This window comes from Mesorhizobium sp. P2_E6, from assembly GCF_056403835.1.
The window spans coordinates 827,072-853,530 of sequence record NZ_JBFUEQ010000001.1; the positions used below are offsets into that span (position 1 = coordinate 827,072).

At 63.5% G+C, this 26,459-nt stretch carries 25 protein-coding genes; 23 read left to right on the forward strand and 2 right to left on the reverse strand.

The window, feature by feature from the left end; translation table 11 throughout:
• Positions 1-20 precede the first annotated feature (20 nt).
• Positions 21-1,298 carry a 4-aminobutyrate--2-oxoglutarate transaminase gene (locus tag AC1D08_RS03890; protein WP_457151577.1) on the forward strand — a complete coding sequence of 426 codons (1,278 nt, stop codon included), beginning with the start codon at positions 21-23 and terminating at the stop codon, positions 1,296-1,298.
• A gap of 30 nt (positions 1,299-1,328) precedes the next feature.
• Here AC1D08_RS03890 and AC1D08_RS03895 read toward each other — a convergent pair whose 3' ends face one another.
• Positions 1,329-2,582: an NAD(P)/FAD-dependent oxidoreductase gene (locus AC1D08_RS03895; RefSeq protein WP_457151576.1), complete on the reverse strand. Its 1,254-nt coding sequence runs from the start codon at positions 2,580-2,582 to the stop codon at positions 1,329-1,331.
• A 439-nt stretch (positions 2,583-3,021) separates the two neighbouring features.
• On the opposite strand from AC1D08_RS03895, the gene AC1D08_RS03900 reads away from it, so the two are divergent.
• From AC1D08_RS03900 to trmB, 18 genes are all read left to right on the forward strand, one after another.
• Positions 3,022-4,314, forward strand: coding sequence for an imelysin family protein (locus AC1D08_RS03900; RefSeq protein ID WP_457152888.1), 1,293 nt, complete (start codon positions 3,022-3,024; stop codon positions 4,312-4,314).
• 113 nt (positions 4,315-4,427) lie between these two features.
• Entirely contained in the window at positions 4,428-4,739 is a 312-nt protein-coding gene (locus tag AC1D08_RS03905) for a (2Fe-2S)-binding protein (RefSeq protein WP_457152880.1), read from the forward strand.
• Positions 4,705-5,190, forward strand: coding sequence for a bacterioferritin (bfr, locus tag AC1D08_RS03910; RefSeq protein ID WP_095082450.1), 486 nt, complete (start codon positions 4,705-4,707; stop codon positions 5,188-5,190). Before AC1D08_RS03905 ends, bfr begins: the two co-directional genes overlap by 35 nt.
• Positions 5,191-5,202: 12 nt before the next feature.
• A complete protein-coding gene (locus AC1D08_RS03915) occupies positions 5,203-6,804 on the forward strand; it encodes a di-heme oxidoreductase family protein (RefSeq protein ID WP_477422570.1) in 1,602 nt (533 codons plus the stop codon).
• Positions 6,804-7,883 (forward strand): imelysin family protein, encoded by a 1,080-nt coding sequence (locus AC1D08_RS03920; RefSeq protein WP_457152883.1) that lies wholly within the window; start codon positions 6,804-6,806, stop codon positions 7,881-7,883. Before AC1D08_RS03915 ends, AC1D08_RS03920 begins: the two co-directional genes overlap by 1 nt.
• 2 nt (positions 7,884-7,885) lie before the next feature.
• Entirely contained in the window at positions 7,886-8,992 is a 1,107-nt protein-coding gene (locus AC1D08_RS03925; RefSeq protein WP_457152884.1) for a DUF1513 domain-containing protein, read from the forward strand.
• Positions 8,993-9,101: 109 nt separating this feature from the next.
• Positions 9,102-9,779, forward strand: a complete 678-nt coding sequence (gene tsaB, locus AC1D08_RS03930; RefSeq protein ID WP_457152885.1) for a tRNA (adenosine(37)-N6)-threonylcarbamoyltransferase complex dimerization subunit type 1 TsaB — start codon at positions 9,102-9,104, stop codon at positions 9,777-9,779.
• Positions 9,779-10,273, forward strand: coding sequence for a ribosomal protein S18-alanine N-acetyltransferase (rimI, locus tag AC1D08_RS03935; RefSeq protein ID WP_095082444.1), 495 nt, complete (start codon positions 9,779-9,781; stop codon positions 10,271-10,273). Before tsaB ends, rimI begins: the two co-directional genes overlap by 1 nt.
• 75 nt (positions 10,274-10,348) lie before the next feature.
• Positions 10,349-11,149 carry a lyso-ornithine lipid O-acyltransferase gene (gene olsA / locus AC1D08_RS03940; RefSeq protein WP_457152886.1) on the forward strand — a complete coding sequence of 267 codons (801 nt, stop codon included), beginning with the start codon at positions 10,349-10,351 and terminating at the stop codon, positions 11,147-11,149.
• Between the two features lie 88 nt (positions 11,150-11,237).
• Positions 11,238-12,647, forward strand: coding sequence for a tRNA (N6-isopentenyl adenosine(37)-C2)-methylthiotransferase MiaB (miaB, locus tag AC1D08_RS03945; protein ID WP_477422573.1), 1,410 nt, complete (start codon positions 11,238-11,240; stop codon positions 12,645-12,647).
• A gap of 83 nt (positions 12,648-12,730) precedes the next feature.
• On the forward strand, positions 12,731-13,723 hold the full coding sequence (locus AC1D08_RS03950) for a PhoH family protein (protein ID WP_023758127.1): 993 nt from the start codon (positions 12,731-12,733) through the stop codon (positions 13,721-13,723).
• Between the two features lie 17 nt (positions 13,724-13,740).
• The gene (gene ybeY / locus AC1D08_RS03955; protein WP_457151719.1) at positions 13,741-14,247 is read left to right on the forward strand and encodes an rRNA maturation RNase YbeY; all 507 of its coding nucleotides are present in this window, start codon (positions 13,741-13,743) and stop codon (positions 14,245-14,247) included.
• 28 nt (positions 14,248-14,275) lie between these two features.
• Positions 14,276-15,349: a hemolysin family protein gene (locus AC1D08_RS03960; protein WP_095082435.1), complete on the forward strand. Its 1,074-nt coding sequence runs from the start codon at positions 14,276-14,278 to the stop codon at positions 15,347-15,349.
• Between the two features lie 129 nt (positions 15,350-15,478).
• Complete coding sequence (locus tag AC1D08_RS03965) at positions 15,479-15,949, forward strand: VOC family protein (RefSeq protein ID WP_457151720.1); 471 nt, start codon at positions 15,479-15,481, stop codon at positions 15,947-15,949.
• A 95-nt stretch (positions 15,950-16,044) separates the two neighbouring features.
• A complete protein-coding gene (gene lnt / locus AC1D08_RS03970) occupies positions 16,045-17,637 on the forward strand; it encodes an apolipoprotein N-acyltransferase (RefSeq protein WP_457151721.1) in 1,593 nt (530 codons plus the stop codon).
• 141 nt (positions 17,638-17,778) lie between these two features.
• Positions 17,779-18,198: a helix-turn-helix domain-containing protein gene (locus AC1D08_RS03975; protein WP_457151722.1), complete on the forward strand. Its 420-nt coding sequence runs from the start codon at positions 17,779-17,781 to the stop codon at positions 18,196-18,198.
• Positions 18,199-18,368: 170 nt separating this feature from the next.
• Positions 18,369-19,634 carry a methionine adenosyltransferase gene (metK, locus tag AC1D08_RS03980; protein ID WP_457151723.1) on the forward strand — a complete coding sequence of 422 codons (1,266 nt, stop codon included), beginning with the start codon at positions 18,369-18,371 and terminating at the stop codon, positions 19,632-19,634.
• A gap of 23 nt (positions 19,635-19,657) precedes the next feature.
• Positions 19,658-20,359: a tRNA (guanine(46)-N(7))-methyltransferase TrmB gene (gene trmB / locus AC1D08_RS03985; protein WP_457151724.1), complete on the forward strand. Its 702-nt coding sequence runs from the start codon at positions 19,658-19,660 to the stop codon at positions 20,357-20,359.
• Positions 20,360-20,429: 70 nt separating this feature from the next.
• On the opposite strand, the gene AC1D08_RS03990 is transcribed toward trmB, so the two are convergent.
• Complete coding sequence (locus AC1D08_RS03990) at positions 20,430-20,594, reverse strand: hypothetical protein (RefSeq protein WP_457151725.1); 165 nt, start codon at positions 20,592-20,594, stop codon at positions 20,430-20,432.
• Positions 20,595-20,883: 289 nt separating this feature from the next.
• Between AC1D08_RS03990 and rimP the strand changes: the two genes are divergently transcribed.
• Genes rimP through infB form a run of 4 tightly spaced genes read left to right on the forward strand, consistent with a single transcriptional unit; the run spans position 20,884 to position 26,423 of the window.
• Positions 20,884-21,531 (forward strand): ribosome maturation factor RimP, encoded by a 648-nt coding sequence (rimP, locus tag AC1D08_RS03995; protein WP_095082423.1) that lies wholly within the window; start codon positions 20,884-20,886, stop codon positions 21,529-21,531.
• Positions 21,532-21,580: 49 nt separating this feature from the next.
• Positions 21,581-23,176, forward strand: coding sequence for a transcription termination factor NusA (gene nusA / locus AC1D08_RS04000; protein WP_095082421.1), 1,596 nt, complete (start codon positions 21,581-21,583; stop codon positions 23,174-23,176).
• Positions 23,177-23,214: 38 nt separating this feature from the next.
• The gene (locus AC1D08_RS04005; RefSeq protein WP_457151726.1) at positions 23,215-23,865 is read left to right on the forward strand and encodes an RNA-binding protein; all 651 of its coding nucleotides are present in this window, start codon (positions 23,215-23,217) and stop codon (positions 23,863-23,865) included.
• Positions 23,862-26,423, forward strand: coding sequence for a translation initiation factor IF-2 (gene infB / locus AC1D08_RS04010; protein WP_457151727.1), 2,562 nt, complete (start codon positions 23,862-23,864; stop codon positions 26,421-26,423). Before AC1D08_RS04005 ends, infB begins: the two co-directional genes overlap by 4 nt.
• Positions 26,424-26,459 lie beyond the last annotated feature (36 nt).

A 26,459-nucleotide genomic window follows, 5' to 3' on the forward strand; every position in this document is an offset into this window, starting at 1 on the left:
CCGGCCCGATGAGGGATCCCATGAAGAATTCAGCCATTTCCGAACGCAAGAACCAGTCCATCTCGCGCGGCGTCGGCATGACCACGCAAATCTACGCGGACCGGGCTGAAAACTCGGAGATCTGGGATGTCGAGGGCCGCCGCTACATCGACTTCTCGTCGGGCATCGCCGTCGTCAACACCGGTCATCGCCATCCGAAGGTGATCGAGGCGGTCAAGGCGCAGCTCGACCGCTTCACCCACACCTGCCACCAGGTGGTGCCCTATGAGAGCTATGTGCGCTTGGCCGAACGGCTGAACGGCATGCTGCCCGGCAAGTTCGAGAAGAAGACGATCTTCGTCACCACCGGCGCCGAGGCGGTCGAGAACGCCATCAAGATCGCCCGCAACGCCACCGGCCGCCAGGCGGTCATCGCCTTCGCCGGCGGCTTCCACGGCCGCACCTTCATGGGCATGGCGCTGACCGGCAAGGTCGTGCCCTACAAGGTCGGCTTCGGCGCCATGCCGGGCGATGTCTACCACGCGCCGTTCCCGGTGCCGCTTCATGGCGTGTCGATCGCCGATTCGCTGGCCGCACTCGACCGGTTGTTCAAGGCCGATGTCGATCCGGCCCGCGTCGCCGCCATCATCATCGAGCCGGTGCAGGGCGAGGGTGGCTTCTACGACGCGCCGCGTGAGTTCCTGACCGCGCTGCGCAAGGTCTGCGACCAGCACGGCATGCTTTTGATTGCCGACGAAGTGCAGACCGGCTTTGCCCGGACCGGCAAGATGTTTGCCATGGATCACCATGAGGTGGCGGCCGACATCACCACCATGGCTAAAAGCCTGGCCGGCGGCTTCCCGCTGGCCGCGGTCACCGGCCGTGCAGAGATCATGGATGCACCCGGCCCCGGCGGGCTCGGCGGCACCTATGGCGGCAGCCCGATCGGTGTCGCCGCCGCGCATGCCGTGCTCGACGTGATCGAAGACGAGAAGCTTTGCGACCGTGCCAACACGCTGGGTGCACGGTTGAAGCAGCGGCTGCAGTCGATCCGTGACGACGTGCCCGAGATCGTCGATATCAGAGGCCTCGGTTTCATGAACGCCGTCGAGTTCAACGACGTCAAGAAAGGCCTGCCGTCGGCCGAGATCGCCAACGCGATCAGGCTGAAGGCGCTCGACAAGGGGCTGATCCTGCTGACGTGCGGCGTCTATGGCAACGTCATCCGCTTCCTGGCGCCGATCACCATCCAGGACGGCGTCATGAACGAGGCGCTTGACATTCTGGAAAGCTCGATCCGCGAAGTCTGCGCTGCCTGATCGACGGCGCGTCGGCCTGAAGGGCCGGAATTATCCAGCCGCTCTGGCTGGTTCACCCTCAAGGAAGGCGGCCAGCGCCGCCTTCAGGCCTTCGGGGCCTGCCGCAATTGTCTGCGGCGTCGGCGAGAAGCCGGCGCCGAGCATTTTGCGGCCAAGCATGTGGTCGCCGGGCCGGTTGACCGATTCGATGCCGAGCAGCCGGTCTCCGGCATAGTGGTAGATCGAGAACTTGTTGTCGGGCAGGTCGCCCAGCACGACATGGCTGTCGCCGCCGGCGGTCAGGCCGACCATCTGCAGCTTCATGTCGCCGATGTCGGACCAGAACCACGGCACCGCCGAATAGGCGTCCGCATGGCCGGTAACGGTGCGTGCGGCGAGCCGCGCCTGGTCGGTGGCGTTCTGCACCGATTCCAGTCGCACGTCGCCGCCGGTGAACCAGTGCCGGTAAGAGGCGGCATCGCCAATGGCGAGGATTTCTGGCGCCGAGCTGCGCATCTGGTGATCGACGCGGATGCCGTTGGCGACAGCGAGGCCGGCTTCCTGCGCCAGCTCGACATTCGGCACGGCGCCGATGCCGACGATGACCATGCGTGCTGGCAGCCTTTCACCGGTTGAGGTGATCGCGGCCGAGACATGGCCGTTTTCGCCTTCGAGCCTTGCAATCGAGGTGCCGGTGAGGATGCGCACACCGATCGCTTCCAGCCTTTGGCGGACATGGCTCGCCACGACCGGCGCCACGGCGCGGCCGAGCAGCCGGTCGACCGCTTCGACCACCGTCACCGTGCGGCCGGCCGCCCGCAGCGTGGCGGCGATCTCCAGACCGATGAAGCCGCCGCCGAGGATAACGACATCGTCGCTCTGTGCGCTCAACTCGCGGATCAGCCGCGCATCAGCCAGCGAGCGCAGCGACAGCACGCCGGAAAGCTCTGAACCGGCCAGCGGCAGGGTGCGCGGGCGCGAGCCGGTCGCCAGGATGAGGTGATCGAAGGCAAGCGCGCCACCACCGGCAACGTCCAGGCTACGACGGGGAGCGTCGATACTCTCGATCCTGACCCCGGGCCGGTAGTCAATGGCGCTGCCGGTGTAGAAGGCCTCGCCGCGCAGCGGCTGCGGCTTGGCCTCGGCGTCCTTGATGAAGGTCTTCGACAGCGGCGGCTTGTGGTACGGCAATTCGTTCTCGTCACTGACGAGGATCACCGGTCCGTCATAACCCTCCTCGCGCAGACTTGCGGCCGCTTGCACGCCCGCATGACCCGCGCCGACAATGACCACACCGTTCTTCATCGCATTCCAATCCCTGTCCAATTCTAGGATGTCCCGCCAAGTGGCAATTGTCTGGCACCGCCGCAAGAGAGCTTTTGCGGGTCGCACCCGGAATGGCGGCTGTCAATCGCAGCGTTCGTCGGCAAGACCCGGGCATAAAGTTGACTGTCGTAGTTTAGAATAATTCTAAACTATTGTTTCAATTGGCTTTTCCTGTCGATTTTCATTGACTTCCACCAACGTCGAAGCTTTATGGAGGCTCGCGCAATGGCGCATCCCTTTGATGTCTGGGCCTTGAACCCTTTCGATTGGAGGCATTTCGGTGTCTTTCTTCCGCAGACCACGTCTTGTCGTGGCCATTTTTTTGCCGGATGGCGTTGCCCTGCCTGACTTGTGCAGGCCGCCTGTTGCCGCGCCCATATTTCAGTGAATTCCTGAGGAGATGACAGTCATGAGAGCGATGATATCGGCACGGTATGGCAGCAGGCTCGCCGCGATCGGCGCCACCGCCCTGCTGACGGCGGCTGTGTTCGTGCTGCCGGCCAAGGCGGCAACCGATGCGAAGGCGGTCATCAAGACCTATGCCGATATCGGGCTCGCCAAATACGAGGATTCGCTGACCACGGCGCAGGCGCTCGACAAGGCGGTCGACGCCCTGCTTGCCAAACCATCGGTGGAAACCCTCAACGCCGCCCGTGACGCCTGGAAGGCAGCGCGCGTTCCCTACCAGCAGACAGAAGTCTACCGGTTCGGCAACAAGATCGTCGATGATTGGGAAGGCGAGGTGAATTCCTGGCCGCTCGACGAAGGGCTGATCGACTATGTCGCCAAGAGCTATGGCACGGAATCGGACGCAAATTCGCTCTATACCGCCAATGTGATCGCCAACAAGGAGATCGAGATCAACGGCAAGAAGGTCGATGCCACGAACCTGACGCCGGAATTCCTCTCCGGCACGCTGCAGCAGGCCGGCGGCATCGAGGCCAATGTCGCCACCGGCTATCACGCCATCGAGTTCCTGCTCTGGGGCCAGGACCTGCACGGCACCGGCCCGGGGGCCGGCGAGCGCCCGTACACCGACTATGACCTCAAAAACTGCACCGGCGGCAATTGCGACCGCCGCGCGCAATATCTGAAGTCGGCGAGCGACCTTCTGGTCTCCGACCTGCAGAATATGGTCAACGACTGGAAGGAAGACGGTGCCGCCCGCAAGAACCTCGTCGACGGCGAGCCGAACACCGCCATCTCGATCATCTTCACCGGCATGGGCTCGCTGTCCTACGGTGAACTGGCCGGCGAACGCATGAAGCTCGGCCTGCTGCTGCATGATCCCGAGGAGGAGCATGACTGCTTTTCCGACAACACCTACAACTCCCATCTCTACGACGCCATCGGCATTCGCGCCGCCTACCACGCCAGCTATACCAGGCTCGACGGAACCGTCGTTTCGGGACCTTCGGTGGCCGATATGGTGAAGGCGGCCGATCCGGCGATCGACAAGGAGCTGTCGGGCAAGCTCGATGTCACCGTTGCCAAGATGGAGGCGATCAAGGCGCGGGCACTGGCCGGCGAGGCCTACGACCAGCAGATCGCCGAGGGAAACACCGAAGGCAACGCCACCGTGCAGGCGGCGATCGACGCGCTGATCGACCAGACCAAGTCGATCGAACGCGCCGTCGGCACCCTGAAGCTCAATGCCATCGCCTTCGAGGGTTCCGACAGTCTCGACGCGCCGGACAAGGTGTTCAAGTAACCGCCGACAGGCCATGGCCTGATCCGAAGCCTGACACCCGGCTTCGAAATAGGCCATGGTAAGAAATCAAGCCACACGGCGCGGGAGGCGCCGTCAGCCATCTGAGCCGCCAAATGCTGATATGCCATTGCAACATCATCACCGAGAGGGAAATCGAGCAGACGATCATCGGGCTGCTGGATCAGGATCCCTGGCAATTGATCGTGCCGGCGAAGGTCTATCACACCATGCAGAAGCGCGGCCGCTGTTGCGGCTGCTTCCCAAATGTGGTCGAAACGATCATTCGGGTCACCGAAAATTACCACGCCCGCTCGGAGGCGAGCGGCGTCGACATCGTTTCACACCTGGACCGCGTCAGAGGCCTGCGCGTCCAATATGGGAGCAGGATCCATGAAAGGCGAACCGCAGATCATCGAGCGGCTTAACGAGGCTCTTTTTCTGGAGCTGGGAGCCGTCAACCAGTATTGGGTACATTTCCGTCTGCTGGAGGACTGGGGATACGCCAAACTGGCAAAGAAGGAGCGGGCGGAATCGATCGAGGAGATGCACCATGCCGACCGGCTCGTGGCCCGCATCATCTTCCTCGAAGGCCATCCGAACCTGCAGTCCGTGGCGCCGTTGCGCATCGGGCAGAACGTCAAGGAAGTGCTCGAATCCGACCTTGCCGGCGAATATGACGCGCGTACCGCCTACAAGCGCTCGCGTGAGATCTGCGAGGAAGCGGGCGATTACGTGTCGATGAAGCTGTTTGAGGAATTGCTGTCCGACGAGGAAGGTCACATCGACTTCCTCGAGACGCAGCTCGACCTGCTTGCTTCGATCGGCGAGGAAAAATACGGCCAGCTCAACGCCGCATCGGCGGACGAGGCGGACTAAGGACATGCGGGAATGCGGCGCCTGCTAGAATTCGTGCGCCGCTTGCGGCGGGCCAATGGCTCGCCGCCTCGTCACAAAACGCCAGCCGGATCGGCGCGTGGGCGCTGTGTCGTCCTCGTGGTGGCGCTCACCTCTTCAGCGATTGCCGGCGACCTTCAGCCCGCCGGCCTCGGCACCACGCGCACCGACCTCAATCCGAAGGATCAGGCGCGCGTCACAGCCACCACCAGGCCGACGTCGGATTTTTCCAAGCCCGAGCAGTTCGAACGGATGCAAGGTGGCGCCGGCACGTCCAGGAAGGACGTCAGCCGCGATTCCTTCTCCCAATCCTCAGCCAACATCACCTTCGAGGAAGAGGGCACATTCAAGCTCGGCAACGCCCTGTTCCGCAAGAACTGGGTGTCGTCGCCATCCTCGACGCAGGCTTCGGACGGGCTCGGTCCGCTGTTCAATGAACGCGCCTGCCAGAATTGCCATCTGAAGGATGGCCGCGGCCGTCCGCCGCAAGGCGACGTCGGCACCACCTCGATGTTCCTGCGGCTGGCCCGCGAGGCGAGCAGCGCGGAAGAGAAGGCAGCGCTTGCCGATCACCGGCTGCCTAACCTTCCCGACCCTGTCTACGGCTCGCAATTACAGGAGCTGGCCGTGCCAGGCCTGCGCGGCGAAGGCAGGATGCATGTCGACTATCAGGAACGGCCGGTGACGCTGGCGGACGGCACGGTGATTTCGCTGCGCAAACCCAGCTATTCGGTCATCGATTCCGGCTATGGGCCGCTTGATCCGCGCACCACGCTATCGCCGCGCCTGACGCCGCCGATGATCGGCCTTGGCCTGATCGAGGAGATCGCACCGGCGGATATCCTTGCCAATGCCGACCCGGACGACCGGAACGGTGACGGCATTTCCGGCAGGCCCAACATCGTGCGCGACGGCCAGAGCGGGGAGCTGACGCTTGGCCGTTTCGGCTGGAAGGCGCAGACCGCCTCGATCCGCCAGCAGGCGGCGGATGCCTTTGCCGGCGACATCGGCATCTCGACGCCTGAAGAGCCGAAACATTGGGGCGACTGCACCACCGCACAGGAAAAATGCCTGACCATGCCGAATGGCGTGCAGCAGCGCCTCGGCCCGGTCGAGGCACCGGCGCCGGTGATGGATCTCGTCACCTTCTATTCGCAGAACCTGGCGGTGCCGGCACGCCGCGACCTCGACACACCGCAGGTGCTCGCCGGCAAGAAAATCTTCTACGAGACAGGCTGCATTGCCTGCCACACGCCGAAATTCGTCACCCGACGCGGCACGCCCAACCAGGCGCAGGCCTTCCAGTTGATCTGGCCTTATTCCGACTTCCTGCTGCACGACATGGGGCCGGATCTGGCCGACGGCCAGGCCGTGGGCGAAGCGACAGGCAAAGAGTGGCGCACCCCGCCACTGTGGGGCATTGGTCTCACCGAAACGGTCAACGGCAATTCCTTCTTCCTGCATGACGGGCGCGCGCGCAGCCTGACCGAGGCGATCCTGTGGCATGGCGGCGAGGCGCAGAAGACGCGCGATCGCTTTGCCGCCGCCAACGCTGCCGACCGCGATGCACTGCTCAAATTCCTGGAGTCACTGTGATGCTCAAGCGCTCTGTACTGGTTCTCGTTTTGCCGCTGGCTCTGGTGGGCGTCGCCCCGGCGTCGGCGGCTGTGAAAGCCTCCGAAATCATCCAGCGGGCGGTCGACGGCTTTGTCCGCCCGGCCTATGCCGGCCTGCACGACCACGCCGGCCATTTAACCAAGGCAATGCACACGCTCTGCACCGCGCCCTCTCAAGAAGACCTCGATGCGGCTCGGGCCCAGTTTTCGGCGACGGTCGATGCCTGGTCGTCAGCCGAGATCATCGGGTTCGGGCCGATCAAGGAGAACAACCGGCTGGAGCGCATGCTGTTCTGGCCGGACCGCAAGAGCATCGGCCTGAAGCAGGTGCAGGCGGCGCTGTCCGACAAGGACCCGACAGCAACCGATCCGGCACAGCTGGCCGGCAAGAGCGTCGCAATGCAGGGCTTGGGCGCGCTGGAATTCGTCCTCTACGGCGATGGCGCCGAGGCGTTGACGGGCAAGGCCGATCCCTATCGCTGCGCTTATGGCGCGGCGGTTGCCGGCAACATCGAAACCATGGCCGGCGAGGTTAGCGCCGCCTGGAACAAGCCGGACGGCTTTGCCGCCCTTTGGGCCAATCCGGGGCCGCAGAACGCGCTTTATCGCGACGGCAACGAAGCGGTGACCGAACTGGTCGGTGTTTTCATCAATGAACTGGAAATGGTGCGCGATGTGCGCCTGAAGGGCTTTTTCGGCGGCAAGCCGGATGCGGACAAGCCCAGGCAGGCAATCTACTGGCGGTCGCGGAGCACCACCAATTCGCTGGCAGCCAATCTGTCGGGAATAGACGATCTGTTCCAGGCCTCGAAGCTCGGCGACGCACTGCCGCCCGACGCGCGCTGGATGGCGGAATCGATCCACATCCAGCTGGTCAATGGTGTCGCCACTGCCAAGGCGGTCAGCGGTCCGATCGACAAGGCACTTGCCGATCCGGCGTTGCGCGAAAAGCTCGATCATTTCGCGCTGATCACCTCCAGCCTGTCGACCCTGATCGGCACCAGGCTGACCGCCGAATTCGGCCTGACCGCCGGCTTCTCGTCGCTCGACGGAGACTGAGCATGCGTACGCCGCTGATCGACCGCCGCGATTTCCTCCGGGCCGCAGGCATTGGTTTTGCCGCCGCGATGGCGCCGTCGGCTTGGGCAACGACACTGGCGGCCGACACCGTCTTCGCTACCGCCTTTGTCAAGCGCGACGGCAGTTACGGCGCGGCCGTCCTGTCCGAGGCCGGCAAGCTCCTGCATGCGATCGACCTGCCCGATCGCGGCCACGACGTCACTTTCGATCCGGTCTCGAAGCGCTCCGTGGTCTTCGCTCGCCAGCCGGGCACTTTCGCCGTGGTCTTCGATCATTCGGGCCGCGAGAAGCCGCTGACCATCACTAGCATCACCGGCCGGCATTTCTTCGGCCATGGCGTGTTCTCGCCCGACGGCGCTTTGCTCTATGCAACCGAGAATGATTTCGACAATGCCGCCGGTGTAGTCGGCATCTACGATGCGCGGGCGAAATTCAGCCGCATCGGCGAATTCCCGACCTATGGCATGGGTCCGCACGAGCTTCTGCTCCTGGGCGACGGCAAGACGATTGCTGTTGCCAATGGCGGCATCGAGACCCATCCGGACTATGGCCGCACCGAGCTCAACATCGCCACCATGAAGCCGTCCTATGTGCTGATCGACCGCGTCACCGGAGACCTCATCGAGAAGCACGAACTGCCGGCGGCACTGCACCAGCTGTCGATCCGCCATATGGACACCGACCGGTCCGGCACCGTCTGGTTCGGCTGCCAGTACCGGGGGCCGGGCACCAATCGGCCGCTTCTGGTCGGCCGCGCCGTGCGTGGCAAGGAGTTGCAACTGCTCGACATGCCGCAGGACGTCCTGTCCGGTTTCCGCAACTATATCGGCTCGGTCGCCGCCAATCCGCTTGCCGGCACCGTTGCCGTCTCTTCGCCGGAGGGCAATTCGCTTGTGGTGATCGACGCGGCGAGCGGCAGGATCGTCTCGAACAACGCGCTGGTCGAGGTCTGCGGCGTGGCGCCCGACGGAACCAGCTTCATGGCGACTACAGGCGCCGGCGAAATCATCGAGGGCAGCGGTGCGACACGCTCCGAACCGGACTATGTCTGGGACAATCATATGCTGCGCATCGAACAGGCTGCGTAGCTACTTTTCTGCCGGGCCGAAACGAAGCCGCTTAACAAATTATGCACTATCCCCTTGCGGTGGCGGGCCGTGGCGGGCACAGGGAATTGTTTCTCGAACCGGTCGTTTCATGAAATTGCTTGCCATCGACTGTGCCGCCAACCTCTGCGCCGCTTGCGTCTATGACACCGAGGCGAAGCAGGAGCTTGGCCGCTCGGTGCTCGATCTCGGCAAGGGCCATGCCGAGCACCTGATGGCCGCCATCGCTGAAGCGCTGAAGGCAGGCGCAACCGACTATGCCGGTCTCGACGCCATCGCCGTCTCTGTCGGTCCCGGCTCCTTCACCGGCCTGCGCGTCGGCGTGTCGACCGCACGCGGCCTGGCGCTGGCGCTGAAGGTTCCGGCGATTGGGGTGACGACGCTGGAGGCGCTGGCCGCCGAGGCAGCCGGGACATTTCCTGGCCGCGCCGTGCTGGCGGCGCTCGACGCCGGCCGCGAGGAACTCCATGCCGCCCTTTTCGATCAAATGTCAGTTTTGACTTACGGTCCGGCTGTGACCACACTGGCGAGTGCCGTGGCCATGGCGACGGAAAGCGCTTCGGTGCTCGCCGGCACCGCGGCTGTGCAAATCGCTGCCTCAGCAGGGCGCGCCTTCGATGTCGGCCCCGAGACGGCCACCGCCGACATTCTCACATACGCTCGCCTGGCGGCCGGCAAGGGCGCGGGCGAAAGGCCGAAACCGCTCTATTTGCGTGGTGCGGACGCCAAGCCGCAGGCCGGGTTCATACTATCAAGGCAACAAAACTAATGCGCATACCTTTTCTCCAACCACGCCGCCGGGACTATGCGCTCGAGCCGCTGAGGATCACCGACAGCCCGGCGGTCTCGCTGCTGCATCGCGAGGATTTTGTCCGCCCCTGGACCGACGGCGAATTCGCCGCCTTGCTCGAACAGGATACCGTGTTCGGCTATGCCGCGCGCGAGACCGGGCAGGGCGCCAAGCCGCCGGTCGGCTTCGTGCTGGCCAGGCTGGCGGCCGGTGAGGGCGAGATCCTGACCGTCGCGGTGGCGCGCTCGCACCGCCGGCAGGGACTGGGCTGGCAGTTGATGGATGCGGTGCTGCGCGAACTGCACGCTCAGCGCGCCGAAGCGCTGTTCCTCGAGGTCGACGAGACCAACGTCGCTGCGATCGCTCTCTACCGGCGACTGGGCTTCCGCGAAGTCGGCAAACGCCCCAATTACTACAGGTCGTCCGAGCATGGACCGACCGGGGCGCTTGTCATGCGCCGCGATCTTCGCTAGCCAGAGGCGCCAAATCCAAGGGTTAGCGCTTCCAAAAAAGGACGCGCGGCGCTGTAACGGCAGGGCCGGGACTGTATGATCGCAAAAATCAGGATTTTCCTGTCGCTGGGCCTCGTCACCGCCGGTTCGCTGGTCCTGGTGCCGTTGCAGATCCTGTCGATGAAGACCGGCTGGTGGCCGGAAACCTTCATCCTGAAAATCTGGCACAGGCTGATCGTCCGGGCGCTGGGCATGCGCATCCATGTCAAGGGCGCGCTGTCCGACAAACGTCCACTGCTGGTCGCGTCCAACCACATCTCGTGGACCGACATCATGGTGCTCGGCTCCATGGTCGATGTGAAGTTCATCGCCAGAGCCGATATGGAAGGCTGGCCGCTGATCGGCATGCTGTCGAAGCTGCAGCGCACCGTTTTCATCGAGCGCGAGCGCAAGCGTTCGTCCGGCGACCAGGCAAGCGAGATCGCCAGCCGCATGGCCAAGGGCGACGCCATGGTGCTGTTCGCCGAGGGATCGACCGGCGACGGCAACATCGTCCTGCCCTTCAAGAGCACGCTGTTCGGCGCCGCCTCGATGGCGATTTCAGAAGGCGCGGCCGAACAGGTCTTCATCCAGCCGGTGGCGATCGCCTACACGCGCCTGCACGGCGTGCCGCTCGGCCGTCGGCACCGGCCGCTTGCCGCCTGGATCGGCGATGAAGACCTGATGCCGCATCTCAAGGTGTTGCTGAAGGAGGGGGCACTCGACGTCGAGGTGCATTTCGGCGAACCGATCGCCTTTTCCAAGGGCTCGAACCGCAAGGAAACGTCGAAGCTGATGGAAAGCCAGGTGCGCGCGATGATGCAGGCGGCACTCGCCGATCCGCGCCCGAGCCGATAGACTGGTGATGGGTGCGCCAGTCTGTGCGTGACGGCCGTGGCGGAGAATCGTCTGTTTTTTGTCATCGAAAGGCGTTAGAAGCCGCCGGATGGACTTGAACACGATAGAGCGTGACGACATTGACGCCGCGGCCGAAGCGATGGCCGTGCCGGCGGCAGCCACCAGGAAGGTCTTCATCAAGACCTATGGCTGCCAGATGAACGTCTATGATTCACAGCGCATGGCCGATGCGCTGGCCGCCGACGGCTATGCCGCCACCGATGCCATCGGCGAGGCCGATCTGGTGCTGCTCAACACCTGCCATATCAGGGAGAAGGCGGCCGAAAAGGTCTATTCCGAGCTCGGCCGTATCCGCGATATGAAGGCAGAACGCGCCGTGGCAGGCCGCGAGATGCTGGTCGGCGTCGCCGGCTGCGTGGCGCAGGCCGAAGGGGCCGAGATCATCCGCCGTTCGCCGGCCGTCGATCTGGTCATCGGCCCGCAGACCTATCACCGGCTGCCCGACGTGTTGGCGCGGGTGCGCGGCGGCGAAAAGATCGTCGAGACCGACTACGCCATCGAGGACAAGTTCGAGTATCTGCCGCAGCCCAAACGCGCCGAGGTCATCAAGCGCGGCGTCACCGCGTTCCTCACCGTCCAGGAAGGCTGCGACAAGTTCTGCACCTTCTGCGTCGTGCCCTACACCAGGGGCTCCGAAGTGTCGCGGCCGGTGGCGCAGATCGTTGCCGAGGCGCACCGTCTGGCCGAAGCCGGCGTGCGCGAGGTGACGCTGCTTGGCCAGAACGTCAATGCCTGGCATGGCCAGGGCGAAAACGGCGAGGAATGGGGCCTTGGCCGCCTGCTGCTCAGGCTGGCCGAAATCCCAGGGCTGGCGCGGCTGCGCTACACCACCAGCCACCCGCGCGACATGGACGATGAACTGATATCAGCCCATCGTGATCTGCCGGCGTTGATGCCCTATCTGCACCTGCCGGTACAATCCGGGTCCAACCGCATCCTCAAGGCGATGAACCGCAGGCACACCGCGAAGGATTATCTGACGCTGCTCGACCGCATTCGTGCCGCGCGACCGGATATCGCGCTTTCCGGCGACTTCATCGTCGGTTTCCCCGGCGAGACCGAGGCGGATTTCGAGGCGACCATGGAACTGGTGCGCCAGGTGAACTATGCCTCGGCTTTCTCGTTCAAATATTCGCCGCGTCCCGGCACGCCGGGCGCCGAGATGGCTGACCATGTGCCGGAAATGGTGAAGGATGAGCGCCTGCAGCGGCTGCAGGCCTTGCTTCTGAAGCAGCAGCAGGATTTCGGCGCAAGCCTCGTCGGCAGCACCATCGACACGCTGATCGAGAAGCCCGGCCGCCAGGCCGGCCAGAAGGTCGGCCGCTCACCTTGGCTGCAGCCCGTTATTGTTGATGAAAAGGCCGGCGAAATCGGTGACATTATCCAGGTGCGAATCACGAAGACGGGCTACAACAGCCTGTTCGCCGAATTGGCCTGAGGGTCTCGGCAGATGAGGAGAGACGGTTGAGCGCTGCAGAAGTGAAGAGCCTGCCCCCGGCACCGGCGTCTGGGGCTTCTGACATGGCGCACATCGTTCTGACTTTCGACAACAACAAGCTTGCCAGCGCCCTTTACGGTCAGTTCGACGAGAACCTGGCCAGGCTCGAGCAGAAGCTCGGCGTCGACATCCGCTCGCGCGGCAACCAGCTGACGATCAAGGGCTCGGCGTCGGCCGCCGAGCAGGCCCGCCGGGCTTTGGACAATCTCTACGGCATTCTCCAGAAGGGCGTCGACATCGGCCAGTCCGACGTCGACGGCGCCGTGCGCATGGCGATTGCCGCCGACGATCAGCTGACCTTGCCGACGTTGGAACGCAAGGGGAAGGTCTCCGCCGCCCAGATCGCCACCCGCAAGAAGACGATCTATGCCCGCTCGCTCAACCAGGACGCCTATATGCGCGCGCTGGAGCGGTCGGAACTGGTGTTCGGCATCGGCCCGGCCGGGACCGGCAAGACCTATCTGGCAGTGGCGCATGCCGCGATGCTGCTTGAGCGCGGCATGGTCGAACGCATCATCCTGTCGCGGCCGGCCGTGGAGGCCGGCGAACGGCTGGGCTTCCTGCCGGGCGACATGAAGGAGAAGGTCGATCCCTATCTGCGCCCTCTCTATGATGCGCTTTACGACATGATGCCCGCCGACAAAGTCGAGCGCGCCATTGCCGCGGAAGTGATCGAGATCGCGCCGCTCGCCTTCATGCGCGGCCGCACGCTGGCGCATGCCGCCGTCATCCTCGACGAAGCGCAGAACACCACGCCGATGCAGATGAAGATGTTCCTGACCCGTCTCGGCGAGAACTCGCGCATGATCGTCACCGGCGATCCGACGCAGATCGACCTGCCCTCGAACACGAAATCGGGCCTGGTCGAAGCCTTGCGCGTGCTGGATGGCGTGGCCGGCGCGGTAACCGTGCGCTTCAACGATGGCGACGTCGTCCGTCATCCGCTGGTGGCGGAAATCGTCAGGGCGTATGACCGGGATGCCAAACTGGCGCGCGGCCTCGGCGCCGAGAATTGATGTGACGATGCGGCCTCATGCCTGAGGACAACATATCCGGCGACGGGGCGCGTCCGGTCCCCGTCGAAATTGATATATCAGTCGAGGCGGGCAATTGGCCCGATGAGGCAAGCCTGACACGGCTGGTCGATCGCGCTGCCGCGGCTGCTTTTGCCGAAACCGGCGTGTCGGGCCGTTCCGAACTCAGCCTCGTTTTTTCCGACGACGCCCATATCCGGACCCTCAACGCCGGCTGGCGCGGCAAGGACAAACCGACCAACGTCTTGTCTTTCCCAGCTTTTCCGCTCGTGCAAGGCGCTCCATTGCCGCCAATGCTAGGTGACATCGTGCTCGCCGCCGAGACGGTCGCGCGTGAAGCGGCACTGGAAGACAAGCCTGTCGAGAACCATATCACTCATCTCGTGGTCCATGGCCTGCTGCACCTTTTGGGCTATGACCACGAGACCGACGCCGAGGCCGAGGCGATGGAGGCCATCGAGCGCGCAGCGCTCGCAAGGCTTGCCATTCCCGATCCCTACGCGTAACTACGTCTGACCAATTGACCGGACGACGATGAACGACAAACCAGAGACTGCCGCCCGCCCCGACGCCGGCAGTGCGAACAAGGCTTCCGATACGTCGGAAGAGGGATCAAGTCCGAGTACCGTTACCGGCAGCGTTGCCAGCGAAACATCGCCAGCCGGCCCCTCCCTGTTCGACCGTGTGCTGGGCCTGTTCCGGCAGCGCAACGGAACCAGCCTGCGTGAGGAAATCGCCGGGGCGCTTGCCGAAACGGCGAGCGACGCCGGCGCCTTCTCGCCCGGCGAACGCGCCATGCTCAACAACATCCTGCGTTTGCGCGAGGTGCGCGTCGAGGACGTCATGGTGCCGCGCGCCGACATCGAGGCGGTCGAGATCACGACGACGCTCGGCGATCTGCTGGGCACCTTCGAGCAGTCCGGCCATTCGCGCATGCCGGTCTATTCCGAGACGCTCGATGATCCGCGCGGCATGGTGCACATTCGCGACGTGCTGGCCCACATCACCAAGATCGCGCGCGTCAAGAAGGGCCGCTCGACACGGAAAACTCCTGCCGCTACGGTTCTCGACCTCACGCAGGTCGACCTAGCCCGCACCATTGGCGACCTCAACCTGATCCGCCAGGTGTTGTTCGTGCCGCCGTCGATGCTTGCCTCCGACCTGATGGGCCGCATGCAGACGACACGCACGCAGATGGCGCTGGTCATCGACGAGTATGGCGGCACCGATGGCCTTGCCTCTCTGGAAGACATCGTCGAGATGGTGGTCGGCGACATCGAGGACGAGCATGACGACGATGAGCCGATGATCACCCAGAGCGGCGACGGCGTCTTCATCGTCGACGGCAAGGCCGAGATCGACGACGTCGCCAAAATGATCGGCGAGGATTTCGCCGCCGGCGAACATGGCGAATATGTCGACACCATCGGCGGCATGATCTTCAACACGCTTGGCCGCGTGCCGGCGCGCGGCGAGGTGGTGCAGGCCATCCCCGGCTTCGAATTCCACGTCCTTGATGCCGATCCGCGCCGCGTCAAGCGCGTGCGCATCGTGCAGAGCCAGAAGGGCGAGCGCCGCCGGCGCGCCGCACGCACCGAGCAGGCTTAAGCATGATGCCGAAAAGTTGCAGACTTTTTCGGATAAACATCATGCGACAGCACCAAAGCACGATGCCGAAAAGTTGCAGACTTTTCGGACGAACATCATGCGACAAAACAAGGACATAAGCGCTCGCGGATGACGGTCGAGGACCCCTTCAAGCATTCCACCTTGGGGTCCGGGGTGTTCTACAGGGACCCTCGCGCCGCTCTGGACTGGCTGGAAACGGCCTTCGGCTTCGAGCGCAGCATGGTGGTCAGCGACGCCGATGGAAGGCTCGTCCACTCCGAGATGCGGTTCGGCGACGGCTACATCATCGTCGATTCCCAATGGACCGATTACGTCGCCAGCCCCTGTTCCGTCTCCGGCAAGAATACCCAATCAGTCTATGTGCGGCTGAAGGACGGCCTAGACGCCCATTGTGAGCACGCCAGGGCAAACGGCGCCGAGATCATCCAGGAGCCTGCCGACCAGTTCTACGGCGAACGGCAGTATCGGGCACGTGATCCCGAAGGCCATGTCTGGACCTTCACCCAGACCATTCGAGCTGTTTCGCGTGAAGAGGCCGAACGGCTGGGCGGCGTGCGCATCGACGGCTGGCACCGGTAGGCGGAGCTTGCATCGCAGCCAGCCATCCGGCGTTTGGAGCGCGGACCGCAGCCTGTTAAATCTTGCTTCCTGATTCGCGCGACTCGGAAGTTTGCATGGAGCGCCTGGCCGGCCGGATAATTCTGCTTTGGGGTTGGCGGCGCGCGCTGGTGGCGTTTCTCGCCGGGGCGTTTGCCGTGCTTGGACAGGCCCCTTACGATTTCTTCGCTGCCTGTTTCATCTCGTTTCCCTTGCTGGTCTGGCTGATCGATGGCGCCACCGGCGAAGCCTCCGGCAGCCTGTTTCGTCGCCTGCGGCCTGCCTTCGCCGTCGGCTGGTGGTTCGGCTTCGGCTATTTCCTAGCCGGCCTCTGGTGGATTGGCTCGGCACTGCTGGTCGAGGCTGACAGCTTTGCCTGGGCGCTTCCCTTCGCGGTGGTCGGCATTCCCTTCGCACTCGCCTTTTTCTACGGCTTTGCGGCAATGGTTGCCCGACTGCTGTGGAGCAGCGATATCGGCCGCATTGCCGCCCTTGCTTTTGGTTTTGGGCTGGCGGAGTGGCTGCGCGACTTCCTGTTCACCGGTTTTCCGTGGAATGCGATCGGCTATGCGGCCATGCCCGTGCCCTTGCTGATGCAGAGCGTCTCGGTGACCGGCATGATCGGCATGAACGCGCTCGCTGTGTTCGTCTTCGCATTGCCGGCGCTGCTGGTGGCGCGCCGGCATCTGCGCCTCGGCGCGGCACTGTTTGCCGTCCTCGCCGCCGCCCATATCGGTTTCGGCTATGTCAGGCTTGCCACTCCCGAAAAGCCGGCAACGCACAGCCTGGATGTCCGCATCGTCCAGCCGGCCGTGGATCTGTCGGAAAAGTGGGATGCCTCGGTGCGCGACCGCATCTTCGCAACTTTGATGGGCCTGTCGGCCAAGGCGCCGGACCCCGGTCATGAAAAGCCGCAATTGATCCTGTGGCCGGAGACCTCGGTGCCGTTCCTCTTCACCGAGCGTCCGGACGCATTGACGGCGCTGGGCGACATGCTCGGTCCCGGCCAGATGCTGATCGCCGGCGTCGTCCGCGAGGAAGGCGGCTCGGCGGCGAATGCCGACAGCCGCTACTACAACTCCGTGGTGGCGATCGACGACAAGGGTGAAATCGCCGACGCCGTCGACAAGGTTCATCTGGTGCCGTTCGGCGAATACCTGCCTTTTGCCGATCTGCTTGAGCGTTTCGGCATCGAGCAACTGGTTGCCGGGCCGATGACATTTGCGGCGGGCAACGAGCGGCACGCCATCACTTTGCCTGACGGCATCCGTGCGCTGCCATTTATCTGTTATGAGGTGATCTTTCCCGATCTGGTGGCAGTTGACGCTACGTCAGCGCAGCTTATTGTGAACGTTACCAATGATGCGTGGTTCGGTCACACGCCGGGTCCGTATCAGCATTTCAGGCAGGCCCAGATCCGTGCGGTGGAGAATGGATTGCCATTGTTGCGTGCTGCCAACAACGGTATCTCGGCCGTCGTCGATACGCGCGGGCGCGTCGTCGATGCGCTGGCGATCAATGCGCGCGGCGCCATCGATGCACGCGTGCCGATTTCCGGACAGGCGTTCATATCCGCCGGCCAGAGACGCATTAACGGAATGCTGATCATGTTGCTGTTTGCCATCGCCGCCGCATTGTTGAACGTAAGGCAAAGGCTACGGGTGAATTGACAGCCCACACATTAGAAACTCATACTGTAAGCGCCTGAAATTTTCTCGAAGTCGGTGGATCGTTCTGTTGGGGCAGTTGCCGCCGGCGTCGTTTGGGCAAAGAAAAAATAGAGAAAGCCGAAAAAATTCGGCGAGGAAAAAATGACAGAAGACAACAAGAAGAAACCGAATCCGATCGACATCCATGTTGGCAGTCGCATCCGGCTTCGCCGCAATATGCTCGGAATGAGCCAGGAGAAACTGGGCGAGAATCTCGGCATCACATTTCAACAGATTCAGAAATATGAAAAGGGCACCAACCGCGTCGGCGCCAGCCGCCTGCAGGCGATAGCGTCGATTCTCGGTGTGCCAGTCGCCTTCTTTTTCGAGGATGCGCCCGGCCAGGAGGCCGCGCACGGCCGTGGCTTTGCCGAAGACACGTCGATGGCTTTCGCCGTCGAATTCTGCGGCAGTCCTGAAGGCCTTCAGCTTAACCGCGCCTTCGTCAAGATTGCCGATGCCAAGGTGCGCCGCAGGATCATTGACTTGGTCAAATCGCTCTCCACGGACGATCTCGACTGATCCGCAATCCCGTTTGGACCGGCGGCAACCTGCCGCCGGTGGCACAAGATAACTGCATCGACATTCATGCCAGAACGGCAGCACCGCTTGACGAGCGGCGCTCCACCCCGCTAACACGTGGCGCGCCAAAATCGGCAGCCTGCCGATCGTTTTTTCAAGAGGGGACACCCGTGACGCGGCAGAATTACTTCTTTACCTCGGAATCCGTTGCCGAGGGCCATCCCGACAAAGTCTGCGACCGGATCTCCGACGAGATCGTCGATCTGGTCTATCGCGAAGCCAAGAAGACCGGCATGGACCCATGGAAAGTCCGTGTCGCCTGCGAGACGCTGGCCACCACCAACCGCGTCGTCATCGCCGGTGAGGTGCGCGTCCCCGAGACGCTGCTGAAGAAGGACAAGGAAGGCAACATCCTCAAGGATGCCGCCGGCCACCCGGTGGTCAATCCGGCGAAGTTCAAGTCGGTAGCCCGCAAGGCGATCCGTGAAATCGGCTATGAGCAGGCCGGCTTCCACTGGAAGAACGCGAAAATCGAGGTCCTGCTGCACGGTCAGTCGCCCGATATCGGCCAGGGTGTCGACAATGCGTCCGACCGCCAGGGCGAGGAAGGTGCCGGCGATCAGGGCATCATGTTCGGCTATGCCTGCCGCGAGACGCCGGATCTGATGCCGGCGCCGATCTACTACAGCCACAAGATCCTCGAACTGCTAGCCGCCGCCCGCCACGAAGGCAGCGGTGAAGCCGGCAGGCTCGGTCCGGACGCCAAGAGCCAGGTCACTGTCCGCTATGTCGACGGCAAGGCCGCCGAGGCGACGCAGATCGTGCTGTCGACACAGCACCTCGATGCGAGCTGGGATTCGAAGAAGGTCCGCAAGGTCGTCGAACCCTATATCCGCGAGGCGCTGGGCGAGCTCAAGATCGCCGACAACTGCATGTGGTACATCAACCCGACCGGCAAGTTCGTCATTGGCGGGCCGGATGGCGACGCCGGGCTGACTGGCCGCAAGATCATCGTCGACACCTATGGCGGTGCCGCACCGCATGGCGGCGGCGCTTTCTCGGGCAAGGACACCACCAAGGTCGATCGTTCCGCTGCCTATGCGGCGCGCTACCTCGCCAAGAACGTCGTGGCGGCGAAACTCGCCGACCGCTGCACCATTCAGCTTTCCTACGCCATCGGCGTCGCCCAGCCGCTGTCGGTCTATGTCGACCTGCACGGCACCGGCAAGGTCGACGAGGCCAAGCTTGAAGAGGCGCTGCGCACGGTGATGGATCTGTCGCCGTCAGGCATCCGCCGCCATCTCGATCTCAACAAGCCGATCTACGCCAAGACGTCGTCCTACGGCCATTTTGGCCGCAAAGCCGGCCGCGATGGGTCCTTCTCCTGGGAAAAGACCGATCTCGCCAAGGCGCTCAAGGACGCGGTCGCCGCCTGACAGCGGCGCCGCAAAGTCCTGCCATGGACCCGAAGGACAGACCAAGCCGCGCGACCGAAGCCTTCTTCGGTCGCCGGCGCGGCAAGACCATGCGTCCGCAGCAGGCGGCCGCACTGGAAAGCGGCTTTGGCACGTATCGGCTCGATCTGACGGGTGAACCTCCGGCAGATCTCAGCACCCTGTTTGAAGCGGATGTTTCGGCGGTTCGTCTCGAAATCGGCTTCGGCGGCGGCGAACATCTCTTGCATCGCGCCACCGAGGCGCCATCGATTGGCTTTATCGGCGTCGAGCCCTTCGTCAACGGCATGGCCAAGATGATGATGGCGGTGAGGGAAAAGCCGCTTGCCAATCTCAAGGTCTATGACGACGACGCCACCCGGCTGCTCGACTGGCTGCCGCAAGCCTCGCTCGCCGGCATCGACCTTCTCTATCCGGATCCGTGGCCGAAGAAGAAGCACTGGAAGCGCCGTTTCGTCAGCCCGATCAATCTCGACCGTTTCGCGCGCGTGCTGAAGCCGGGTTCAAAATTCCGCTTTGCCTCCGATATCGACACCTATGTGAACTGGACCTTGCTGCACTGTCGGGCGCATGGTGCATTCGCGTGGCAGGCTTCGGAGGCGGCGGATTGGCATCGGCCCTACGATGGCTGGCCGGGTACCCGTTACGAGGCGAAGGCTGTTCGTGAGGGCCGGCGGCCCGCCTATCTTACCTTCATCAGGAGGTAAGCAGGCCGATCGCACGCGGCCTCCGGGGTTCGCCGGCGGCAAGCGCGTGCGTCGTCAGCCCGCCAAACCCTTAGAAACGGCCGATCCTGTTGAAGACAGCCGGATCCATGCCGAGCTTGCGCAGGTCGTCCGCGCGTGGCCTGCGGCCGACTTCCACGGAACGCGACGCAGCGACTGCACTGCCAAATGTCGTGAAGAGATGGCCTATGGCGGATAGAATCTTGCGGTTGGTCATGGTCGTATCCTTTCGCTGCTGTGACGTGTCGTCATCTTTGTGCGATGCAACATAGATGGTGATGCAGCGTTGAGGCTCACAGGGGTACTGCCGCATGGAGGCCATGCGTCTGGCGCAACACTGTCGTTGCCACGGCTTTTGTCCGTGCCGATACGGCGGGCTTGAAACAGCGGCCATGATCGGTTATATCAGCCTCAAATTCTTGGTCGGTATGACGAAGAGTGGGTCCACCCGGTCCCGCTCTTTTTTATTACCTGCCGGTAGCTTCGGGTAGAACGACAGGGATCGAATGACTGCAACGGCAAGCGAAGGCGACGACCGCATCATCCGCGAAAGCGGCATCGATGCGCGCATCGCGCTGATCGTCCAGCCGGTTCTGCGCGGCATCGGCTTCCGCCTCGTGCGGGTGCATCTGTCGGGCCAGAACGGGCTGACGCTGCAGATCATGGCCGAGCGCGAGGACGGCACCATGACCGTCGAGGACTGCGAAGAGGTCAGCCGCGCGGTGTCGCCGGCCCTCGACGTCGATGATCCGATCGAAAAGGCCTATCACCTCGAAGTCTCTTCGCCCGGCATCGACCGGCCGCTGGTCCGCAAATCGGATTTCGCGACCTGGACCGGCCATCTGGTCAAGATGGAGACGTCGATCATCGTCGCCGACCGCAAGCGGTTCAAGGGCAAGATCGTCGAGGCCGGTGACAACGATGTGCTGATCGAGCGCGAAAAGGCCGCCTATGGCGAGGAGCCGACGGTGCGGGTCCCCTATGACGCGATTTCCGAAACGCGCCTGATCCTGACCGACGATCTCATTCGCGATGCCCTGTCGAAAGACAACAGGGCGCGCAAGGAAGCCAAGAAACGCCGCGGCGAACCGGACGATGATGCGCCCGAGGGTGCGGATGCCGGCGCGGAAAACGAAACCGAACAGGAACTATGATTGAGCTGCCGGGCGCAAAGGTCCGGCGAACAGGCTCGGGAGAAAAACGATGGTTGTAAGCGCCAACAGGCTTGAACTGCTGCAGATCGCCGATGCGGTCGCGCGCGAAAAGTCGATCGACAAGTCAATCGTCATCGCCGCCATGGCCGATGCGATCCAGAAGGCGGCGCGTTCGCGTTACGGCCAGGAGACCAACATCCGCGCCGACATCAACCCGAACACCGGCGAGATGAAGCTGCAGCGGCTGATGGAAGTGGTCGAGAAGGTCGACGACTACGCCACCCAGATCGCCATTTCCTCGGCGCGCGAGCGCAACCCCGACGCCCAGCTCGGCGACTTCATCGCCGAACAGCTGCCGCCGATGGATTTCGGCCGCATTGCCGCCCAGTCGGCCAAGCAGGTCATCGTGCAGAAGGTGCGTGAGGCCGAACGCGACCGCCAGTATGATGAATACAAGGACCGCATCGGCGAAATCGTCAACGGCACCGTCAAGCGTGTCGAATATGGCAACGTCATCGTCGATCTCGGCCGTGGCGAGGCGATCATCCGTCGCGACGAACTGATCCCGCGCGAAAACTACAAATATGGCGACCGCGTCCGCGCCTATGTCTACGACGTGCGCCGCGAGCAGCGCGGCCCGCAGATATTCCTGTCGCGCACCCATCCGCAGTTCATGGCCAAGCTCTTCACCATGGAAGTGCCGGAAATCTATGACGGCATCATCGAAATCAAGTCGGTCGCCCGCGACCCCGGTTCTCGCGCCAAGATCGCCGTCATCTCGCGTGATTCTTCGATCGATCCGGTCGGCGCCTGCGTCGGCATGCGCGGCAGCCGCGTCCAGGCCGTCGTTGGCGAATTGCAGGGCGAGAAGATCGACATCATTCCGTGGTCGCCTTCGGCCGCGTCCTTCATCGTCAACGCGCTGCAGCCGGCGGAAGTCGCCAAGGTCGTGCTCGACGAGGATGCCGAACGCATCGAAGTCGTGGTTCCCGACGACCAGCTGTCGCTGGCCATCGGCCGCCGCGGCCAGAACGTGCGGCTCGCTTCGCAGTTGACCGGCTGGGACATCGACATCCTGACCGAGGCCGAAGAATCCGAGCGTCGCCAGAAGGAATTCGTCGAGCGTTCGTCGCTGTTCATGGAAGCCCTCGACGTCGACGAGATGGTCGGCCAGGTGCTGGCCTCCGAAGGCTTCACCAGCGTCGAGGAAGTCGCCTATGTCGATTCCGGCGAAATCGCCTCGATCGATGGCTTCGACGAAGACACCGCTTCGGAAATCCAGACCCGCGCCCGCGAGTATCTGGAGAAGATCGAAGCCGAGCACGACGACAAGCGCAAGGCGCTCGGCGTCTCCGACGAATTGCGCGAAATCCCCGGCGTCACCACCGCCATGATGGTGACGCTTGGCGAGGACGGCGTGAAGACGATCGAGGATTTCGCCGGCTATGCCGCCGACGACCTGACCGGCTGGAAGGAACGCAAGGACGGCGAGACGAAAGTGTATCCGGGCGTGCTGGCCAGTCATGGCGTGACACGCGCCGATGCCGAACAGATGGTTCTGGCCGCCCGCCTGAAGGCTGGTTGGATCACCGAAGACGAGCTTGCAGCCGAAGAAGAAACGGCTGACGAAGCCGTTGGTGCGTGAGGTGAAACCGCATCGCACCGAACCCGCCCTTGGACGAGATGAACGATCGCACCTGCATCGTCACCCGCAGGCAGGCCGAACCGGATGAATTGATCCGGTTCGTCGTCGGCCCGGATTCGGCCGTCGTTCCCGACATCAAGAGAAATCTGCCCGGCCGTGGTTGCTGGGTGACCGCCGACCGCCTACATATCGACAAGGCGGCGGCAAAGAACCTTTTTGCCCGCGCCTTCAAGGCACAGGTGGTCGTGCCGCCCGATCTTGGCGGCATGGTCGACGGGCTGCTTTCCAAATCCGCTCTGGGCATGCTTGGGCTTGCTCGCAAGGCAGGCGCGATTTCTCTTGGAGCCACCAAGGTCGAGAGCGCGGTGCGCGGCGGATTGGCGCTTTTCGTGCTCCATGCGACCGAGGCGTCCGACGACGGCGTGCGCAAGATCAGCCAGGCGCGACGGGCGACAGTCCATCTCGGCGGGCCCGCTATCCTTGCCTACAAACTTTTCTCCGAGGCCGAGTTGAGCTTGGCATTGGGGGGTACAAATGTGATACATGCTGCCGTTCTCGCGGGAGACGCGGGCAGGGCGGTCCAGAAGCGCATGGTTGCGCTCGACCGGTATCGGGGCGGTTCCCCGGACGATCTGGCAATGCTTGCGGCTGTTGCTGACGAAGATGATGCCGCAGAGGATATGGAATGAGCGATACGAAATCGGGTGACGACAATACGCTGAGTGTGACGCCGAAGAAGACCTTGACGCTAAAGCGCCCCGGTATGGAACAGGGCACTGTGCGCCAGAACTTCTCGCACGGCCGCACCAAGCAGGTCGTCGTCGAAACCAAGAAGCGCAAGTTCTCGATGCCCGGCGACAAGCCGGAGCCGGTTGCCGCCCCCGTCTTCATACCGAAGCCGGCGGTTGTGGCCGCACCCGTCGTACAGGAAGCGCCGAAGGCGCCACCGCCGCCTCCGGTCGAGCGCAGCGGCATGGTGCTGAACGAACTGTCGCGCAGTGAAATGGAAGCGCGCCGCAGGGCGCTCGAAGGCTCGAAGGTACGCGAGGTCGAGGACCGACAGCGCGCTGCCGAGGACGCCAAGCGCCGCGCCGAGGACGAAGAGCGCCGCAAGCGCGAACGCGAAGAATCCGCGCGCCGCCAGGCTGAGGAAGAGGCGCGGTTGCAGACTGAGGCAGAGTCCCGCCGTCGCGCCGAGGAAGAGGCACGTCGCCGCGCGCCGCTGGCCGCGGAACTGGCAACGGTCGACGACGAGGAAGAGGTCAAGCCGAAGCGGATTGGCGCTGGCGCGCCGGTGCGCCGTCCGGTCACGCCTGAAGTGGCGCGTCCGGCCAAGCCGACCAAGGCCGAGGAAGATCGCCGTCGTGGCAAGCTGACGCTGAATTCCGCATTGTCCGATGAGGACGCGCGGGCCCGTTCGCTGTCGTCGATGCGCCGCCGCCAGGAAAAATTCAAGCGCGCGATGCACAATGAGCCGCGCGAGAAAGTTATGCGCGAAGTGATCTTGCCAGAGACCATCACCATCCAGGAACTTGCGCAACGCATGTCCGAGCGTGCGGTCGATCTGGTCAAGTTCTTCATGAAGCAGGGCCAGATCCTGAAGCCGGGCGACGTCATCGACGCCGATACGGCGGAGCTGGTTGCCACCGAATTCGGCCACACCGTCCGCCGCGTCGCCGAGTCCGACATCGAGGAAGGCCTGTTCAACATCGCCGACAATGTCGAGGACCTGGTGACGCGTCCGCCCGTCGTGACGATCATGGGCCACGTCGATCACGGCAAGACCTCGCTGCTCGACGCCATCCGCAATGCCAATGTCGTCTCCGGCGAAGCCGGTGGCATCACCCAGCATATCGGCGCCTACCAGGTCGAGAAGAACGGTCACAAGATCACGTTCATCGACACGCCCGGCCACGCCGCCTTCACGGCGATGCGTGCTCGTGGCGCCCAGGCGACCGACATCGCCATCCTGGTGGTTGCGGCCGACGACAGCGTCATGCCGCAGACGATCGAATCGATCAGCCACGCCAAGGCGGCCGGCGTTCCGATCATCGTGGCGATCAACAAGATCGACAAGCATGATGCCGATCCGCAGAAGGTGCGCTCCGAACTGCTGCGCCATGAGGTCTTCGTCGAATCCATGGGCGGTGAAGTGCTGGACGTCGAAGTGTCGGCGACCAAGGGCACCAATCTCGACAAGCTGCTCGAGGCGATCCTGCTGCAGGCCGAAATCCTCGACCTCAAGGCCAATCCGGACCGTACCGCCGAGGGTGTTGTCATCGAGGCCCAACTCGACAAGGGCCGTGGCCCCGTCGCCACCGTGCTGGTGCAGACCGGCACGCTGATGCCGGGCGACATCCTTGTCGCCGGCAACGAATGGGGCCGGGTGCGCGCGCTGGTCAACGATCGTGGCGGGCAGATCAAGGAAGCACCGCCGGCGATGCCCGTCGAAGTGCTTGGCCTGCAGGGAACCCCGCAGGCCGGCGACCGCTTCGCCGTGGTCAACAACGAAGCCCGTGCCCGCGAGATCACCGAATATCGCCAGCGTCTGGCGCGCGAGAAGGCGGTTGCCAAGCATGCCGGTCAGCGCGGCTCGCTCGAGCAGATGATGTCGCAGTTGCAGACGAGCGGGCTGAAGGAATTCCCGTTGGTCATCAAGGGCGACGTGCAGGGCTCGATCGAAGCGATCAACGCGGCGCTCGACAAGCTCGGCACCGACGAAGTGCGTGCGCGCATCGTCCATGCCGGCGCCGGTGCCATCACCGAAAGCGACGTGTCGCTGGCGGAGACTTCGGGTGCGGCGATCATCGGCTTCAACGTTCGTGCCAACGTCCAGGCACGTGCTGCCGCCGCTGCCGCGGGCATCGAAATCCGCTATTACTCGATCATCTACAACCTTGTGGATGACGTGAAGGCGGCTCTGTCGGGTCTGCTGTCGCCGGAGCGTCGCGAGACCTTCATCGGCAATGCGCAGATCCTCGAAATCTTCGACATCACCAAGGTCGGCAAGATCGCCGGCTGCCGTGTCACCGAAGGCAAGGTCGAGCGTGGTGCGGGCGTGCGTCTGATCCGCGACAACGTCGTCATCCACGAAGGCACGCTGAAGACCCTGAAGCGCTTCAAGGACGAGGTTGCGGAAGTTCCCGGCGGCCAGGAGTGCGGCATGGCCTTCCAGAACTACGAGGACATGCGCGTCGGCGACATCATCGAGTGCTTCCGCGTCGAGATGGTGACCCGTACGCTCTGAGTTCGAGTGACTTGTCGATACCGGGCGGTGGTCGAA